A 17015-nucleotide genomic window follows, 5' to 3' on the forward strand; every position below is an offset into this window, starting at 1 on the left:
GGAAATGAAAAATTCAAAGATCGCCATCATCGGAGGTGGAAATTTAGGAGCAGCCATTGCTGAGGGGCTCATCAAAAGCAAGTTTGTCGCTGCCGGGAACATTACCGTGACCCGTCGGAACGTCGAAGCGCTGCAACCCCTGAAGACGCTGGGCGTGAACGTCACCAGCGACAATGCTGCGGCCATCCGCAACAGCGACGTGATCATCGTGGCCTTGAAGCCCTACAATGTTCGCGAGGTATTGGGCGGACTGAAAGAAAATTTCAAACCGGCGAAACACATCGTCATCAGCGTGGTGACGGGTGTGCTCATCAAAGACCTGGCCGAGATCATCGACAACGGCGTGCCCTTGTTCCGGGCCATGCCCAACACGGCCATCGCCATACAAGAGTCGGTGACCTGTCTTTGCCAGCAGGGCGCGTCAGACGAACAGGTGGAGTATGTCACTGACCTGTTCAGCCAACTGGGTGTTTCCATCAGCATCGATGAAAAATTGATGGATGCGGCCACCGTGCTGGGTGCCTGCGGCATTGCCTATGCCTTGCGATTTATCCGCGCCTCCACACAGGGCGGCATCCAGATCGGGTTCGATGCGAAGACCGCCAACCTGATCGCCGCGCAAACCGTGAAGGGCGCCGCAGAACTTTTACTAAAACTTAACAGACACCCGGAAGAAGAGATCGATAAAGTGACCACACCCAAAGGCTGTACGATCGCGGGGTTGAATGAAATGGAGCACCAGGGTTTCAGCTCCTCGCTCATCAAGGGCATCGTCGTCTCCTACGACAAGATCGGGAAGTAGAGAGGATGTGCCATTCCACTCTACCCATCGAACGTGCGGGACACATCAGTGTGTTATAGACAGGCATGAACTTTCTTCGTGAATATTTTATCGGGGACTATCTCCGATCCGAGCCGGACGTGCTGAAACAGGCCAGCATCCGGCTGGTGTTCAACATTGTCTTTCTTTCCGTGCTCTGCATGGTGATCGTCTTTTTTGTCTACCTGGCAGAAGGCTTTCACTACCAGCTCATCAAAACCATTGTGCTGATCGTCCTTTTCACGTCGGCATTATTTTATATCCGTGCCGTCCGCTCCATCACGATCATTTCCCACGTGTTGGTGCTCGTCTCTTGGGCCAATGACGTCATCAATATTTACCTGTTTGATGACTTCACATTTTTCATTGCGATGATCGCCATCTGCAATATCATTTTTGCATTTCACACGCTGGGGAGTAAAGCCGGCATCTTTTATTCATTGTTACATTTCATTCCCATCTTTATCCACCAGTTCGGAAAATACAGTGGCTACCAAATGGGTTCGCGCACGCCCCAGCAGTTGGCCTTTCTGGAGGTGATGGTCACCTTGTTCATCGTTTCCCTGATCATTTGCTATATGGTGTACCACTACCACCGCGCATTCGAAGTGGCCAAGAGCAGCATCCGCCGGTCCGTGGAGGATCTGCAAAAAGCAAAGGAACTGGCCGAGGAAATGAATCGTCTGAAAACGAATTTTCTCTCCAACATGTCGCATGAGATCCGCACGCCCATCAATGGCATACTCGGCATCAGCCAGGTGATCGAAATGGAAACGGACAACGAGGAGATCCGTCACTATGTGCAGTTGCAACAGCAAAGTGGTCGCCGCCTGTTGAACACCATCACCAGCATTCTGGAGCTTTCGCGCATCGAAGCCGAGCGAAGACAGCTTGCGCTGAACGTGATCGACGTAAACAAACTGGTACGCGATTGCATGAACTCGCTGGAATCTCTGGCGAAGAACAAGGGATTGCAATTTACGTTCTATCCCTACCACGAATTATTACAATGTCTCTCCGACGAGACCATGCTGTACCAGGTGGTCAACAACGTGGTGGGCAACGCCATCAAGTTTACAAACAAAGGCAAAGTCCAGGTCTACACCGAACGCATCAAAACGAAGATCCACATCCGCGTCAGCGATACGGGCATCGGGATCTCGGAGGAATTTTTGCCGCGTGTTTTTAACTCTTTTGAACAGGAAAGCTCCGGTCGCAGCCGTCATTTTGAAGGCTCGGGGTTGGGTCTTTCCATCTCGCGCAAGTACATCGAACTGCTGGGGGGCGAGATCCTCGTGCAATCGGTAAAAGACCAGGGCAGCCAGTTCGAGATCGTTTTACCATCCTATAAAAAATCATGAGAAAAAAGGTCCTGTATGTCGAGGATGACGCCATCAATGCCCTGGTGATGAAAAAATTGCTGGGCACGCACTACGATGTGAGTCACACGCCCGACGGCGAGACCTGCCTGGCCTTGCTCGCTGCCGAGCCCTTCGATATGATCCTGATGGACATCAACCTGGGCCATGGACAAATGAACGGCGTGGAGATCCTCCATGCCATAAAAGGCAATCCCTCCACCGCTGGCATAACCGTCATCGCCGTCACCTCCTACGCCCTACCCGAAGACGAGGCGCGATTCCTGCAGGAAGGGTTTAGCGACTATTTGGCCAAGCCCGTGGATCGGAAATTGTTGCTCGATACCCTTCATCAATATTTGGGATAGGCCCTCGTTTTCTCTCTCCACTTTTCCGTAATTTCAAAACTTTAAAAAAGGCCCTTCCGGGTAAATTTTCCGGCGAAGTGTTCGTTTCCAGGAAGGCGCATACACCACGGAAACTGTTATTACGTTCAATCCAAAAAATAGCCAGCCATGCTAACGTCCACACGACCGCCCCTTGCCGAGCGCATGCGCCCCAGGAAACTGGATGAGCTGGTGGGACAGGAACATCTCACGGGCCCCACGGGAGTGATCCGCAGGGCCATCCAAACCGGGAGCATCCCTTCCATGATCCTTTGGGGACCGCCAGGGGTGGGCAAAACCACCATCGCCAACATCATTGCCAACGAGGTAAAAAAACCTTTCCATACCCTGAGCGCCATCAACTCGGGTGTGAAAGATATCCGCGAAGTCATCGAGAAAGCCAAGTTGTCGCCGCGTTCCATTTTATTTATCGATGAAATTCACCGCTTCAATAAAAGCCAGCAAGACGCTTTGCTGGGCGCCGTGGAGAAAGGAACCATAACCCTGATTGGCGCCACCACCGAGAACCCATCGTTTGAGGTGAACTCGGCATTGCTTTCGCGGTGCCAGGTCTACACGCTTCGCCCCTTGGGGGAAGACCAACTCATGGAGCTGGTGAACCAGGCCTTGCAGCGCGACGAAGAATTGAAGCATCGCAAAGTTGAGATCCGCGAACACCAGGCCCTGCTGAATATTTCGGGTGGCGATGGCCGCAAATTATTGAACCTCGTAGAATTGATCTGCGACTCCGTTCCCGGCGACGTGGTCATCACCGACGACCTGGTGATGGAGCTTGCACAAAAACATATCGCCATCTACGACAAAAGTGGCGAGCAGCACTACGATATCATTTCAGCGTTCATCAAATCCATTCGCGGCAGCGACCCCAACGCAGCCGTGTATTATTTGGCGCGCATGGTCGAAGGTGGCGAAGACGTGAAGTTCATCGCGCGGCGCATGGTGATCCTCGCTTCCGAAGACATCGGCAATGCCAATCCCACAGCCTTGGTGATGGCCACCAGCAGTTTCCAGGCGGTGAATGTGATCGGCTACCCCGAAGCGCGCATCATCCTGTCGCAATGCGCGGTATATCTGGCGAGCTCGCCCAAAAGCAACGCCAGCTATGTGGCCATCGACAAAGCACTGCAGGCCATTCAACAGACCGGCGACCTTCCGGTGCCGCTGGCCATCCGCAACGCCCCCACCAAGCTGATGAAAAATATGGATTATGGAAAAGGCTATCAATATGCCCACAGCTACGAGGGTAACTTCGTGTCGATGGAGTTTTTGCCCGACGAACTGAAGGGCACAAAATTTTATGAACCCGGTAACAATGCGCGTGAAGAAGAAATGAGAAAATTTCTGCGCACGCGGTGGAAAGAAAAATACGGCTACTAGTTTTTTAAATTCAGACATGCACCAACAACGCGTCATATTCGAATCGTCGCCCGCCTACATCCTGGTATGCGTTATCCTCGCATTGGGTTTTGCGTTCCTGCTGTATCGCACGGACCACCCGTGGAGCAAAACATGGAACCGCGTGCTCTTTGCCGGCCGGGCCGTGCTTTCTTTTTTTCTCATGTTTTTGTTGCTGGGACCGGTGGTGAAACAGATCAGCAATCTTTTTGAGAAACCCCTTTTCCTGGTGGTGTACGACAACTCGGTGTCCATTAAAGAGACGACCGACACCACCACATTGAAGCAGCTACAAGCCAACGTGAAGGAAACGGAGACGTTGTTGTTGGAAAAAGGCTATGAGACCCGGACGACCGACCTGGCGGGAAATGAAATTGAGAAACCGGCCTATACCAGCCCCGTGTCGGATTTGGGTGGAGCATTGAAGAAGATCGTGAACCGCTTTGAGGGCAGTCGCATTGGCGGCGTGATCTTAGTATCGGATGGAATCTACAATGCGGGACTTTCGCCTTTGTATGCTTCGTACAACTTCCCCGTGTACACCATCGGCGTAGGCGACACGCTGGAGCGCACGGACGTGCTCATCAAAAACATTGCCTACAACAAGATCGTCTACCAGGGAAACAAATTTCCCGTGCATGTGGAGGTGATGGTGAAGAACCTTCCACCCCAAGCCATCAAAGTGTCGCTGCTGCAAGGCGGGAAGGTGTTGGAAACGCAATCGAAAGCCTACAAATCCGAGAGCCTGCTGAGCTACGATTTCCAACCGCTGGCCAACGACCAGGGCATTCAAAAGCTGGATGTTCAGGTGGAGTTGAAGGAAGGCGAAGTGAACGCCCGCAACAACCGGTCGTCTATTTTTGTGGAGGTGGTCGAAGGCAAGAAGAAGATCCTGGTCGTCGCTCCCTCGCCGCACCCCGACATCAAGGCGTTGCGCGAGGTGATCGATAAAAATCCGAATTACGAATTTCTGCTGCATATCCCCGGCGTGGAAGAACAGCCTGCCAGCGTTTTGCGCCCCGATCAAATTGACCTGGCCATCTTTCATCAATCGCCGGATATGCGGGGCAAGACCCGGGACCTGTTCCAGCAATTCGCGGCCAGCCCCACCGCGCTGTTTCTCGTGCTGGGCATTCAGTCGGACCTGCAGCTGATCGCGAAGCAAAACATGCCCGTCAGATTCGAGGCACCACCCCGGGACTATGATGAGGTGACGCCGGCTACCAATGGGGCCTTTTCGCATTTTCTTATCTCGGCCGAAACCAACACGATCATGTCCAACTATCCCCCGGTGTCGGTGCACTTTGGTAAAGTAAGGATCCCGCCTACAGCCACCCCGTTGCTCTTTCAAAAAGTGGGAAGCGTGACCACGGAGAAGCCTTTGCTTTTGGTGGACGTGGAAAACAGCCGCAAGATCGCTGTCATGCTCGGCGAGGGCCTGTGGCGCTGGAAGCTGAACGAGTTCGACCGCAGCGAAAACTCACAAGCCTTCGATGAGGTGTTCAGCAAACTGATGCAATACCTCAGCACCTCCGACGACAAACGCAAATTCAGAAGCTACCCCATCCAACAGGAATTCTCCGACACCGAATCGGTCGTCTTCGAAAGCCAGGTCTACAACGACATCTTTGAACCCATCTACGGCAACGCCATCGACATTGACCTCATCGACGAGGCCGGCAAACGAACCAAATACACCTACACCACCAGCCCCGGCAACATCCGCTACCAGATCGGCGGCCTCAAAGAAGGTGTCTACCGCTACACCTCCAGAACCGTCCTCGAAGGAAAAGCGGAACAGGTTCGTGGTCAATTCGCCGTGGTTCAACGCCAGGCCGAATTGCAAAACCTCACCGCCGACTTCGATCTCCTGCGAAAACTGTCGGCAAGTTCGGGCGGGAAGTTCTATGCGGCATCAAAAATGGAATCGCTCAAATCCGAGCTGAGCAAGGCGGAGGCGAAGAGCATCATCCACTCGGAAGAATCGTATCACTCGCTCATCAATCTGAAATGGATCTTCTGGGTGTTGCTGATGATGGCAAGCCTGGAGTGGTTCGCCAGGAAATTCTTTGGAAGCTATTGACGAGGTGTTCCCCCATAGGTCAGGGCTAATGCCTTGGCGGGAATAAGCACAAAAAAAGGCACTCTCTCGAGTGCCTTTTTTATTGGGAAGTGTGTGTATTCGATTACTCTTTCTTCTCCTTAGACGATGCTTTCGCTTTTTTCACTTTGATGGTGAGCACGTCGCCCTTGCCATCGTAGTCGGCCAGGATGGTGCCGCCTTCTTCTACTTCGCCTTTCAGGATCTCTTCCGCTACCGGGTCTTCGAGATATTTCTGGATGGCTCTGTTCAAAGGACGAGCGCCGAATTGATGATCGTATCCTTTCTCTGCCAGGAAGTCTTTCGCTTTCTCCGTCAGCTCCACATTGTAGCCGATCTGGATGATGCGATCGAACAGCTTCTTCAGCGTGAGGTCGATGATCTTGTGGATGTTCTCGCGTTGCAGCGAGTTGAACACAATGATGTCGTCTAAGCGGTTGAGGAACTCAGGGCTGAAGGCACGCTTCAAAGCATTTTGAATGGTGGTCTTCATGTGCTCCTCGTCGCTCTCGCGCTTGGCGGCGGTGGAGAAACCAATGCCCGATCCGAAATCTTTCAGGTCACGCACCCCGATGTTGGAGGTCATGATGATGATCGTATTGCGGAAGTCCACTCGGCGACCCAAACCGTCGGTGAGGATACCATCGTCCAGCACTTGCAGCAGGATGTTGAACACATCCGGGTGAGCTTTTTCGATTTCGTCCAGCAACACTACCGAGTAGGGCTTGCGTCTTACTTTTTCAGTAAGCTGTCCGCCTTCTTCGTAGCCTACGTAGCCGGGAGGGGCACCCACGAGACGCGATACGGAGAATTTCTCCATGTACTCGCTCATGTCGATGCGAATCAATGAATCTTCTTTGTCGAACAAGTAAGTGGCCAGCACTTTGGCCAATTCAGTTTTACCCACGCCGGTAGGTCCGAGGAAGATGAAGGAACCGATGGGTTTCTTCGGATCTTTCAACCCTACGCGTGTGCGCTGAATGGCCTTGGTCAATTTCTTGATAGCTTCTTCCTGACCGATCACTTTGTTGTTCAGCTCGTCGGCCATGCTGAGGAGCTTGTTGCTTTCTTTCTGAGCGATGCGGTTAGTAGGGATGCCCGTCATCATACCGATCACATCGGCAACATTTTCTTCGTTGACGGTGTACTTTTCAGTACGGGTTTTTTCTTCCCACTTGATCTTCGCGTTGTCGAGTTGCTCGATGAGTTTCTTTTCGCGATCGCGGAGTTGAGCAGCCTCTTCGTATTTCTGGCTCTTCACTACGCGGTTCTTTTCTTTCTTCACCTCTTCGATGGCCTCTTCAAACTTCACGATGTCGTCGGGCACGTGGATGTTGTTGATGTGTACGCGGGCCCCGGCTTCGTCGAGCACGTCGATGGCTTTGTCGGGCAGGTACCGGTCGCTGATGTAGCGGTCGGACAACTTCACGCAAGCTTCGATGGCTTCCTTGGTGTAGATCACATGGTGGTGATCTTCGTATTTTTCCTTGATGTTGTCCAGGATCTGGATGGTCTCTTCCGGTGTAGTGGAATCGATCATCACCATCTGGAAACGACGGGCCAATGCGCCGTCTTTCTCAATGTACTGTCTGTATTCGTCCAGCGTGGTGGCTCCAATGCATTGGATCTCGCCCCGGGCCAATGCCGGTTTGAACATGTTGGAGGCGTCCAGCGAACCGGAAGCGCCACCGGCACCCACGATGGTGTGGAGCTCGTCGATGAACAGGATCACGTCGGGTGATTTTTCCAATTCGTTCATGACGGCCTTCATTCTTTCTTCGAACTGGCCGCGGTATTTCGTACCGGCAACCAATGATGCCAGATCCAGGGTCACCACGCGCTTACCAAACAATACGCGGGAAACTTTTTTCTGGATGATGCGCAGGGCAAGGCCTTCTGCGATGGCGGTCTTACCTACACCGGGCTCGCCGATAAGGATAGGGTTGTTTTTCTTGCGGCGGGAGAGGATCTGCGCCACGCGCTCGATCTCCTTTTCCCGGCCCACGATGGGATCGAGTTTGTTGTCTTCGGCCAGGCGAGTCAGGTCGCGGCCAAAGTTGTCGAGTACCGGCGTTCTGGATTTTTCGGTTCCTTTTTTCTCTTTGCCGGGAGCGCCTGCGCCACCTGCACCAAAGATTTTCGAGGAATCATCATCCGGATCGTCAGTATCCTGGGAGGCCATAGGGCCTTCGTTTTGATATTCTAACATTTCTTTCACGGTCTCGTAGTTTACGTCAAACTTATTGAGAATTTGGGTGCCCAGGTTGTCCTGATCACGGAGTATGGAAAGGAGGAGATGTTCGGTGCCGATGAGTTGTGCCTTGAAGATCTTGGCTTCCAGGTAGGTGATCTTTAACACTTTTTCGGAAGCCTTCGTGAGCGGAATGTTCGCGAGGTTTTTGATCTGGTGTGTAGCCGTACCTTTGGAAATTTTTTCGATCTCGTTACGCAATTCATCCAGCGGCACACCCAGCTTTTTCAGCACCCCTACGGCCACGCCTTCGCCTTCCCGTACCATGCCCAAAACCAGATGCTCCGTCCCGATGTAATCATGCCCAAGGCGCAACGCTTCTTCCCGGCTCAGTGAGATAACTTCCTTGACCCGATTGGAAAATTTAGCTTCCATAGAGAAAGTTTAATGATGGTTAATGTAAATGTAAAGTATTTTGTGTGTTCAATGCTATTGAATCCTGAAGATTTAAATTAGAAACGTCTGCCGCTTTTTATTTGTTCATTTTGCTGTTGTGGATAGTTGAACAATCGCCGCGGCTTTGGGCCCCTCACAAAAGATCAGGTCAACGAGACTCAGGTTCTCTGCAAACGTATTGCCAAATACTTGGTAATAACGTGCCGGATGGTAAAATCTGCTAAGATTCACCGCTTTCTTCGGATTTATGACCGATCGCAGGTCTGAAATAGGTTGGTCGGGTGCAGGGTCATACGACAAACTTGCCTCTACTGACACATCCCAGTTCAACCACTTGAGACACATTGACAGCAAATCGCAGTTGAGGTCATAAAGAAACTCCTGTTTTTTGAACAAAACCTTCTCCAGGTCGTGGCTATAATGTTCAAAAAACGGCGCCTTGCCATAGGCTGACCGCAAGGTGCGCCAGTGGTTGTTGAGCCACTTCTGTGAATGATCTATCCGCACCTCCGCGACGGGCACTTTGCCATGCTTGGCCGTGAGCGGCACGATGAGCGTCTCCCGCCCGTGCACCGTATTGATGTAACACCGGTTGCGGTAGGTCTGCTTTTCGTAGTGCTCGTACTTTTCCAGGATGATTTTCTTCGCGGGCCGCAAGGCTGCAAAGTAGGCGATGGACGGAAGATACTGGGCTTCGATGAGGGTGGTCAAATGCGTCAGGTCTTTGTTGCAGCCAAAGTTAATCGCCGGGGCCCATTTTCTGGGAAAAAGACATAGCCTGTGTATGAAAACTTTAAAAATTGACACCGATTTTGAAATGGGCCGCTTTCCCCGTAATCTTGATAAAGCTTGTTATTCTGTATGTTAAGTCGATGGCGCCGTTCTCGTGGTATAACCACCAGTTTATCCCTTTGTGTCCTCACCATTCTATACTCTTGTCGTGAAGATCCAGAGAAGGAAATCACTCCCCCGGTCACAAACCCTCCAACACAACCTCCGCCGACCAACGGTTTGCCCACCAACCCTTGCGCGCCCACCATTTCATTGGGCTACACCGACAAGGTCTCCTATGCTCCCGACGAGGAGGTGACGGCCTACATCCAGTCCAGCAAAGTCGTGGACCTCTGCCGCTTGGATATCTATGATGTAAAAGGCGCCAAAGCATTTTCGATCGCCTCGCCGCTCACGATCCAGGAAATGAATACGGATCATCCTTCTACGAATGGATTTGGTTTTAACCCAACGATAAAATTCCCGATCCCTGCCACGGTGAAAAGTGGTATGTACTTCATCGAGAATAAAGTTCCCTTTATTGTCAGAACACCCGAAGCCATAGACCTGCTCATTGTCTATCCTTCCAACACCGCCAACGCCTATGAGGAAAGCGGAGGCAAGAGTCTCTACTCAGCGTCCGACCGCCCGCCGATGGTTTCGTTTCTGCGGCCCATCGCGCTACAGCCCTTCTCAACGGTCTGCCTAACATGGTTTAGCGACATGAAGAATGTGAAGATCGGTTATGCGGCCGATGCTGACTTGGATAGTTACGATCGCCTCTCCCATGCAAAGATCATCGTGATCGTAGGCCACAACGAATACTGGACCCGCCAGGGACGCTTGAACTTCGATAAGTTTGTCGACAACGGGGGCCACGCGCTCGTGCTGTCGGGCAACAACATGTGGTGGCAGGTGCGTTACTCCACCGACAAGACAGGTCTCATTTGTTATAAGAATCACAACAACGATCCCGAGACCGACGAGCTGCTGAAGACGATCGAGTGGACCAACCCATCCCTGCAATATTCTATCCTCTCCAGTCTCGGCGCCGACTTCCCGCACGGCGGCTACGGCATGAAGACCGACAACGGCTGGAACGGCTACAAGATCATCGCGCCCAATTCGCCTTTGTTGCAAGGCTTAAACCTGGCCAAGGGCGATGTTATTTCTTGTCCCACGTCGGAGTATGACGGCGCACCCATCACCGGCTTCGACGCCGATGGCTATCCTGTGCTGGACAAGGCCGCTCTCAATTTCGAGAAGGCCGAGATCGTCGGATTCGATAAAGGCTTCCGGGTGAACGAGACCATTTCTACATTCATCGTGAGCCAGAAAACAAAAACCTCGGGCATCATTGTGAATACCAGCTCCACCGATTGGTGCTCGGGCAGTGGCATGGGTGGAAGCTCGGGAGACAAGATCAAAGGCATTACGCAAAACGCCATCCAAAAACTGTTGGCGGGTCAGACGGTTTTCTCGAACTAACGATCAGATGATCTTATCCACATCGCCGAGACCGCGGCGGATGATCGTGATCTCTTCATCGGTGCAATCGATAACGCTGGAGGGCACATTGCCGCCGGGGCCGCCATCGATCACAAGATCCACCTCGTTTTTAAAATCTTCGTAAATCTCTTCCGGATCGGTGGTGTATTCTTTAATGATGTCGTCGTCTTTGATGGAGGACGTGATGAGGGGGTTGCCGAGCAGCTTCACGATGTCGAGTGGGATGTTGTGGGCGGGGATCCGGATGCCCACCGTGCGCTTGTTCACATCCAGGATCTTAGGCACTTTGCTGCTCGATTCCAGGATGAAGGTGTATGGCCCGGGCAACGCTTTCTTCAGGATCTTAAAAACGGGCGTGTCGATCTTGCGGACATATTCCGAGATGTGACTGAGGTCGTTGCAGATAAAAGAGAGGTCGAGTTTTTGGGGCTTGATATCCATGATCCGGCAAAGACGTTCGATGGATTTGCGGTTCATGAGGTCGCAGCCAATGCCATAGATGGTGTCGGTGGGATAGATGATGATGCCCCCCTGCCGGAGTACGTCCACCACGTGGGCGATCTTTCGGCCTTCCGGATTTTGGGGATGTATTTTTAATAATTCTGCTGCCATGTTTTTCTGAAAGTTAAATAAATCGCGAAAATTTAAACCAGGAAGGGCTTTTTTGTGCGGATCCAAAACCCTTTTCCGGGTGTTTTTACTATCGGTTAACTAATAACCTTTCACTATTTTTGAGCCCTATTATCCTGATATGAAGCCGAGCAAGCGCCTGATATTCTTTCTACTGTTTTCCATTTTAGGGATCTCCTTCACCTTCTACGGTTTCCAGATGGTGTATACGCCGAACATCCTGGTCGATAAAGAGAACCGCTTGATTTTGGTGCCCGAAGGGGCAACGTTCAAGGACATCCAGAAAGAGTTGCACGAAGGCGATTTTGTGCAGGACCTTTTATCGTTCAGCTTCCTGGCGCGCATCATGGGATACACGCACGATGTGAAGCCCGGCCGGTATGTGCTGCTGAAGAACATGACCAACCTGGAGGCCATCCGGGCGCTGCGGTCGGGCAAACAGGAACCGGTGAGGATAACATTCAACAACGTGCGTTTGATTCCCGAGCTGGCCGAAAAAATCACAAAGAACCTCAGCATGGACAAGGGCGAGTTTGAGGCGGCCCTCATCGCGTTTGCCATGAACAACAAATACGGGTTCAACAAAGACAACGTGCTGAGCATGTTCATTCCGAACACTTACGAGGTATACTATAACATCTCGCCCGAAAGGCTGATCGAGCGCATGCACGTGGAATACGATAAATTCTGGAACGCCGAACGAAAAGAAAAAGCCAAGGCTCTGGGCTACACGCCCATCGAGGTGTCCACCCTGGCGTCGATCGTGCAGGCCGAGAGCATTAAAGACGAGGAGGCTCCCATCATTGCCAGCCTCTACCTGAACCGGCTCAGCAAAGGCATCGCCCTGCAGGCAGACCCCACGTTGGTTTTTGCCGTGGGCGATTTCACATTGAAGCGCGTGCTGAACGGCCACAAGCAGATCGACTCGCCCTACAACACCTACAAATATCCCGGCTTGCCACCCGGCCCCATCAACATGCCCGAGATCAGTTCCATCGACGCCGTGCTGGATCACGCCAACACTGACTATTACTATATGTGCGCCCGCGAGGATTTTTCCGGATTCCATAATTTTACCAACAGTTACGAGGAACACATGCGCAACGCCGCCCGCTATCAGCGCGCCCTCACCATCGAGCAGGAAAAAGGCGAGGCGCTGCGAAAACAACAACAGCACTAAGCATGTATCAATCCGAGACCAAGATTCGCGTGCGGTATGGTGAAACCGATCAGATGGGATATGTGTACTACGGATTTTATGCCATGTATTATGAAGTGGCCCGCGTGGAAAGCCTGCGCCAACTCGGACTGACCTACCGCGAAATTGAGGCGATGGGCGTCATCATGCCCGTGCTGGAAAATAAATCGAAATTTCTGGCCCCCGGTCGCTACGACGAAGAACTCAGGATCGTAACCACGCTGCGCGAAAAACCCGGCGTGCGCATCCGGTTTGAGTACGAAATTTTTAACGAGCAAAACAAGCTCATTCACCAGGGCGAAACGCTGTTGGCGTTTGTCGACAAACTGACCAACCGGCCCCGCCGGCCGCCGGCAGAGATGGAAAAAGTCTTGCAGCCGTTCTTCGCATGAAATTCAAATACAAACGTCTACTGCTTCAATGGAATCCCGGGTGGCTGCTTTTCACCTGGCTGAAAAAAGTGCGTTTCAAAAAACACGAGAACGTTTCGCTCTACAAAATCCTGAAGATCTTTCTAAAAAACCTGACCGACGACGAGATCCTGGACCGTGCCAACGGGGTGGCCTTCAACTTTATTCTCGCGATATTTCCGGCGATCATTTTCTTGTTTACGCTCATTCCCTATGTAACAGATTATTTCCCCGAGATCAACACCAACAGCATCATGGATTTTGTGGGCGAGCAAATTCCCCCCAGCATGTTTGAGGTGATCTCCTCGACGGTATTGGATATTGTGAGCAACCAACGGGGAGGCTTGTTGTCGCTGGGTTTTGTGTTTTCGTTATACCTCTCCACCAATGGCATGATGGCACTGATGCGCGCCTTCAACGCCTGTTACCGGACCATCGAAAACCGCGGCGGAATTAAAACACGGTTGATCGCCACAGGGCTCACCGTTAACATGGCCTTTGCGCTCCTTTTGGCAGTAATCTTACTGATTGTGGGCCAGTTTGTGCTGCAGTATGTTATGGCCCACTTGCCGGAATTCGATTGGCTGACGGGCTTTACGGTAACGCTCCTTCACATTTCGCGTTTCGTGGCGGTCTTCATTGCATTCTTCCTGGCCATTTCCACCATCTATTATTTTGGTCCGGCCATCCACTACAACTGGCGCTTCTTTTCCATCGGATCGTTGCTGGCCACCTTGCTCACCCTGGCCGTGTCGTATGGATTCTCCTTCTACGTCACAAACTTTAGCACCTACAACAAAGTCTATGGTTCCATCGGCGTGCTCATCGCCTTGATGGCCTGGATCCAGCTCATCACGGTAGTGCTGCTGGTCGGCTACGAAGTAAACACCAGCATCCACGACGCCATCCGCAAAGAAGCCCTCTGGAACGCCCGCAAATTTCGCCTCAAAAAGACCTGAATTTCTTTGCGCTAAACTTTGCGCCCTTTGCGGTTCAAATTGAGAACGAAGCGGCCCCTTTAAAAACTTATCCGAATCGTATCGGTGTAATCGACCGGCACTTTAATAGGAATGCCGTGGTAGTTCAATTTCAGAAACCCTTTATAATGCACTTCAAATTTCTTCCCCCCGATCATCCCCAGGATCGTATCTAACAACCCCAACTCCTTGATCGCAAGTTTCACCTCCAGCGGCACCGAAAATTCCTTCTGCGCAGGGATCTCCGTCCGCAGTTTCTGATCTACCGTCGCCGCCTTCTTCCCATTCACCCAAATGTCGACATTGATGCGCTTCAGCTTGCCGCGCACTTTGTTGGGGTTGTAGAAGATGGCATTGGCTTTTAGCATCGGGTCGGTGGAGGCATCCACCACCACATCGCGGATTTGCCGCAGCACGATCTCTTCATGCGGGCCGTTGCAGGCGGTGAGTAAAAACAAAAACCCAAGCACCAAAAAAGCATAGCCGGAAGGTATGCTTTTGCCGGGGTTCCTGGAGAATGAAAGCTTTAAAAAGGAATACATCATAAGTTTGCCGTGTGAAGTTGCCATCGTCGTGGTAAGTATAGACATTCTATTTATAAATTTGTTACACATGAACACCCACTTTGATTCGATTGCCGACGGATTGGCGGAAAATGGCTACGCCATTGCCGACGATTTCCTCAGCCCCGCAGAAGTCTCGGCCATTTTGAACCTCGACACGTTCAAGGCCGGCGTATCCGAATTCAAAAAAGCCGGCATCGGCAAAGACCAAGGCCTGCAGATCAACGAAGCCATCCGTGGGGATTATATTCAATGGCTGGATAAAAGCACCTCGCCGGAAGCTGTGCGCGTGTACCTCAATCGATTGAACGAACTCGTACAGTTCCTCAATCAAAATCTGTTCCTAAGCTTAAAAGATTATGAGGTGCACCTCACGGTTTATCCAAAAGGATCGTACTACAAACGTCACCTCGATCAATTCAAGAAAAATGACCACCGTCGTCTGTCTGTGATCTGCTACCTGAACCCCGATTGGAAACCGGAAGAAGGCGGCCAACTGCGCATGTACCTGGGCGATGCTCACCGGGACACCCTGCCCCTGGCCGGTCGCCTGGTTTGTTTTCGCAGCGACCAGATCGAACATGAAGTGTTGCCCGCCACACGCGAGCGCCTCAGCCTTACCGGTTGGATGCTGGATCAATTGGTGGATGTGAGGATCTGATGTGACGCGAGGATCAACGGCATTTGAATGGATTTTTTTTTATGGAATGATACGGTGTTTTTATTATCGGTATGCCTCGCATATTCGGGCATGAATAAAAGCGTGTAACTTGCCTGCCGTTTTATGAACCATCATTTCAATTTTCTGTAAAACATGAAGCAGTATTTCCTGAAACTCTATCAGTACAACCAGTGGGCGAACAAGCGTGTGTTAAGTGCCCTGACCCGTCAGCACGTGAACGACGAAAAAATCCTCGGCCTCTTGGGCCACATCGTGGCAGCGCAATTTCTTTGGCTGCACCGCATCAAAGGGTTGCCCCCGGCGCAGGTGAAGCTTTGGGGCGGAGAGTACACGCTGGAGCAGTTGACGACCATGGCGGAGGAAGCGGGCAGGCTTTGGTTGGAGTTTGTTGAAAGTACCGATAACTTCAATCGCGAGCTCACCTACACCAACTACACCGGCGATCCTTATATCAACAACGTGGAGATGATCATGATCCACCTGGTGAACCACAGCAGCTACCACCGCGCCCAGATCGCTATGCAGTTGCGTCAAAAAGGATTCGAGCCCATCAATACCGATTTCATTACCTACGACCGGGTGATCACCGGCCAATGGAAGGAGTGATGAACAAAATCAAGCTGGCCGCGGTTTTATGAACACCTAAACATAACCCATATGAAAAGAATTGCACTTCAACTCTTTGCGCTCCTCTTGGTGGCCACGGCCTTTGGGCAGGATGGTATCACCGTATGCCACACCTCGTCCACGGAAAAATTTGCCGTTTTTGCATCCAACAAAAAATTCAACAGCGAACACGCCACACCCCGGCCCTATGTGCACGTGAGCCAGGAGGGTGGTAAGATGATCACCTACAAAACTCCCGACGGCCAGCAAGCCAATGCCTACCTGCTCACAAACAAAACAAAAACCAACAACTGGATTTTTGTTTTCCAGGAATGGTGGGGCCTGAACGACTGGATCAAGAAAGAAGCCGATGAACTGTTCAAAGACCTCGGCAACGTGAACGTGATCGCCCTCGATATGTATGACGGCAAAGTGACGGCCGACCGCGCCGCTGCCGGCCAATACATGCAGCAATTCAAACAAGAGCGCGGCGATGCCATTGTGAAAGGCGCCATCGCCTATGTTGGCCCGCAGGCCAAGATCGGAACCATCGGCTGGTGCTTCGGTGGAGGACAGTCGCTGCTGGCCACCCTCACCGCCGGCAAGCAAGCGGCAGGCTGTGTGATCTACTATGGTATGCCCGTCGACGACGTTGAAAAACTGAAGACCCTCAACACCGATGTGCTCGGCATCTTTGCTTCGAAGGAAAAATACATCACCCCCGAAGTGGTGAGTAAATTTGAAGCCAACATGAAGGCCGCCGGAAAGAAACTGGAAGTGAAAAGCTATGATGCCGATCACGCTTTCGCCAATCCCAGCAATCCCATCTATGACAAGACCGCCACAGACGATGCCTACAAACGCACGCTGACTTTCTTCCAGTCACATTTGAGATAAGCGGATCGTAATGAAAATAAAAAAGGGAGCTGATAAATTCAGTT

General features: G+C 51.8%; 16 protein-coding genes. 12 read left to right on the forward strand and 4 right to left on the reverse strand.

Annotated features, from left to right (window positions below):
• Positions 1-4 precede the first annotated feature (4 nt).
• The 5 genes from proC (at position 5) to D4L85_RS09285 (ending at position 6063) form a co-directional block, all read left to right on the forward strand.
• Positions 5-802, forward strand: a complete 798-nt coding sequence (proC, locus tag D4L85_RS09265) for a pyrroline-5-carboxylate reductase (protein ID WP_119758715.1) — start codon at positions 5-7, stop codon at positions 800-802.
• A 65-nt stretch (positions 803-867) separates the two neighbouring features.
• Positions 868-2181: a sensor histidine kinase gene (locus D4L85_RS09270; RefSeq protein ID WP_119754060.1), complete on the forward strand. Its 1314-nt coding sequence runs from the start codon at positions 868-870 to the stop codon at positions 2179-2181.
• Positions 2178-2546: a response regulator gene (locus D4L85_RS09275; protein WP_119754061.1), complete on the forward strand. Its 369-nt coding sequence runs from the start codon at positions 2178-2180 to the stop codon at positions 2544-2546. Before D4L85_RS09270 ends, D4L85_RS09275 begins: the two co-directional genes overlap by 4 nt.
• A gap of 147 nt (positions 2547-2693) precedes the next feature.
• A complete protein-coding gene (locus D4L85_RS09280) occupies positions 2694-3962 on the forward strand; it encodes a replication-associated recombination protein A (protein ID WP_119754062.1) in 1269 nt (422 codons plus the stop codon).
• A gap of 16 nt (positions 3963-3978) precedes the next feature.
• On the forward strand, positions 3979-6063 hold the full coding sequence (locus D4L85_RS09285; protein ID WP_119754063.1) for a vWA domain-containing protein: 2085 nt from the start codon (positions 3979-3981) through the stop codon (positions 6061-6063).
• Between the two features lie 103 nt (positions 6064-6166).
• Here D4L85_RS09285 and D4L85_RS09290 read toward each other — a convergent pair whose 3' ends face one another.
• On the reverse strand, positions 6167-8707 hold the full coding sequence (locus D4L85_RS09290) for an ATP-dependent Clp protease ATP-binding subunit (protein WP_119754064.1): 2541 nt from the start codon (positions 8705-8707) through the stop codon (positions 6167-6169).
• A 105-nt stretch (positions 8708-8812) separates the two neighbouring features.
• Positions 8813-9439 (reverse strand): WbqC family protein, encoded by a 627-nt coding sequence (locus D4L85_RS09295; RefSeq protein WP_160143627.1) that lies wholly within the window; start codon positions 9437-9439, stop codon positions 8813-8815.
• Between the two features lie 300 nt (positions 9440-9739).
• Between D4L85_RS09295 and D4L85_RS09300 the strand changes: the two genes are divergently transcribed.
• Positions 9740-10987, forward strand: a complete 1248-nt coding sequence (locus tag D4L85_RS09300; protein ID WP_160143628.1) for a N,N-dimethylformamidase beta subunit family domain-containing protein — start codon at positions 9740-9742, stop codon at positions 10985-10987.
• Positions 10988-10990: 3 nt separating this feature from the next.
• On the opposite strand, the gene D4L85_RS09305 is transcribed toward D4L85_RS09300, so the two are convergent.
• Entirely contained in the window at positions 10991-11620 is a 630-nt protein-coding gene (locus tag D4L85_RS09305; RefSeq protein WP_119758716.1) for an L-threonylcarbamoyladenylate synthase, read from the reverse strand.
• Positions 11621-11759: 139 nt separating this feature from the next.
• Here D4L85_RS09305 and mltG point away from each other — a divergent pair, with 139 nt between their 5' ends.
• The 3 genes from mltG to D4L85_RS09320 are packed head-to-tail and all read left to right on the forward strand — an operon-like array spanning position 11760 to position 14205.
• Positions 11760-12818: an endolytic transglycosylase MltG gene (gene mltG / locus D4L85_RS09310; protein ID WP_119754067.1), complete on the forward strand. Its 1059-nt coding sequence runs from the start codon at positions 11760-11762 to the stop codon at positions 12816-12818.
• 2 nt (positions 12819-12820) lie between these two features.
• Positions 12821-13228, forward strand: coding sequence for an acyl-CoA thioesterase (locus D4L85_RS09315; protein ID WP_119754068.1), 408 nt, complete (start codon positions 12821-12823; stop codon positions 13226-13228).
• Positions 13225-14205 carry a YihY/virulence factor BrkB family protein gene (locus D4L85_RS09320; protein ID WP_119754069.1) on the forward strand — a complete coding sequence of 327 codons (981 nt, stop codon included), beginning with the start codon at positions 13225-13227 and terminating at the stop codon, positions 14203-14205. Before D4L85_RS09315 ends, D4L85_RS09320 begins: the two co-directional genes overlap by 4 nt.
• A gap of 59 nt (positions 14206-14264) precedes the next feature.
• On the opposite strand, the gene D4L85_RS09325 is transcribed toward D4L85_RS09320, so the two are convergent.
• Positions 14265-14813 carry a hypothetical protein gene (locus D4L85_RS09325; RefSeq protein WP_160143629.1) on the reverse strand — a complete coding sequence of 183 codons (549 nt, stop codon included), beginning with the start codon at positions 14811-14813 and terminating at the stop codon, positions 14265-14267.
• Positions 14814-14835: 22 nt separating this feature from the next.
• Between D4L85_RS09325 and D4L85_RS09330 the strand changes: the two genes are divergently transcribed.
• The 3 genes from D4L85_RS09330 (at position 14836) to D4L85_RS09340 (ending at position 16971) form a co-directional block, all read left to right on the forward strand.
• Positions 14836-15447, forward strand: a complete 612-nt coding sequence (locus tag D4L85_RS09330) for a 2OG-Fe(II) oxygenase (protein WP_119754071.1) — start codon at positions 14836-14838, stop codon at positions 15445-15447.
• Positions 15448-15600: 153 nt separating this feature from the next.
• Positions 15601-16074, forward strand: a complete 474-nt coding sequence (locus D4L85_RS09335) for a DinB family protein (RefSeq protein WP_119754072.1) — start codon at positions 15601-15603, stop codon at positions 16072-16074.
• Between the two features lie 51 nt (positions 16075-16125).
• Positions 16126-16971, forward strand: a complete 846-nt coding sequence (locus D4L85_RS09340) for a dienelactone hydrolase family protein (protein WP_119754073.1) — start codon at positions 16126-16128, stop codon at positions 16969-16971.
• The last annotated feature ends 44 nt before the right edge of the window (positions 16972-17015 follow it).

The sequence above is a fragment of the Chryseolinea soli genome (assembly GCF_003589925.1).
GTDB lineage: Bacteria > Bacteroidota > Bacteroidia > Cytophagales > Cyclobacteriaceae > Chryseolinea > Chryseolinea soli.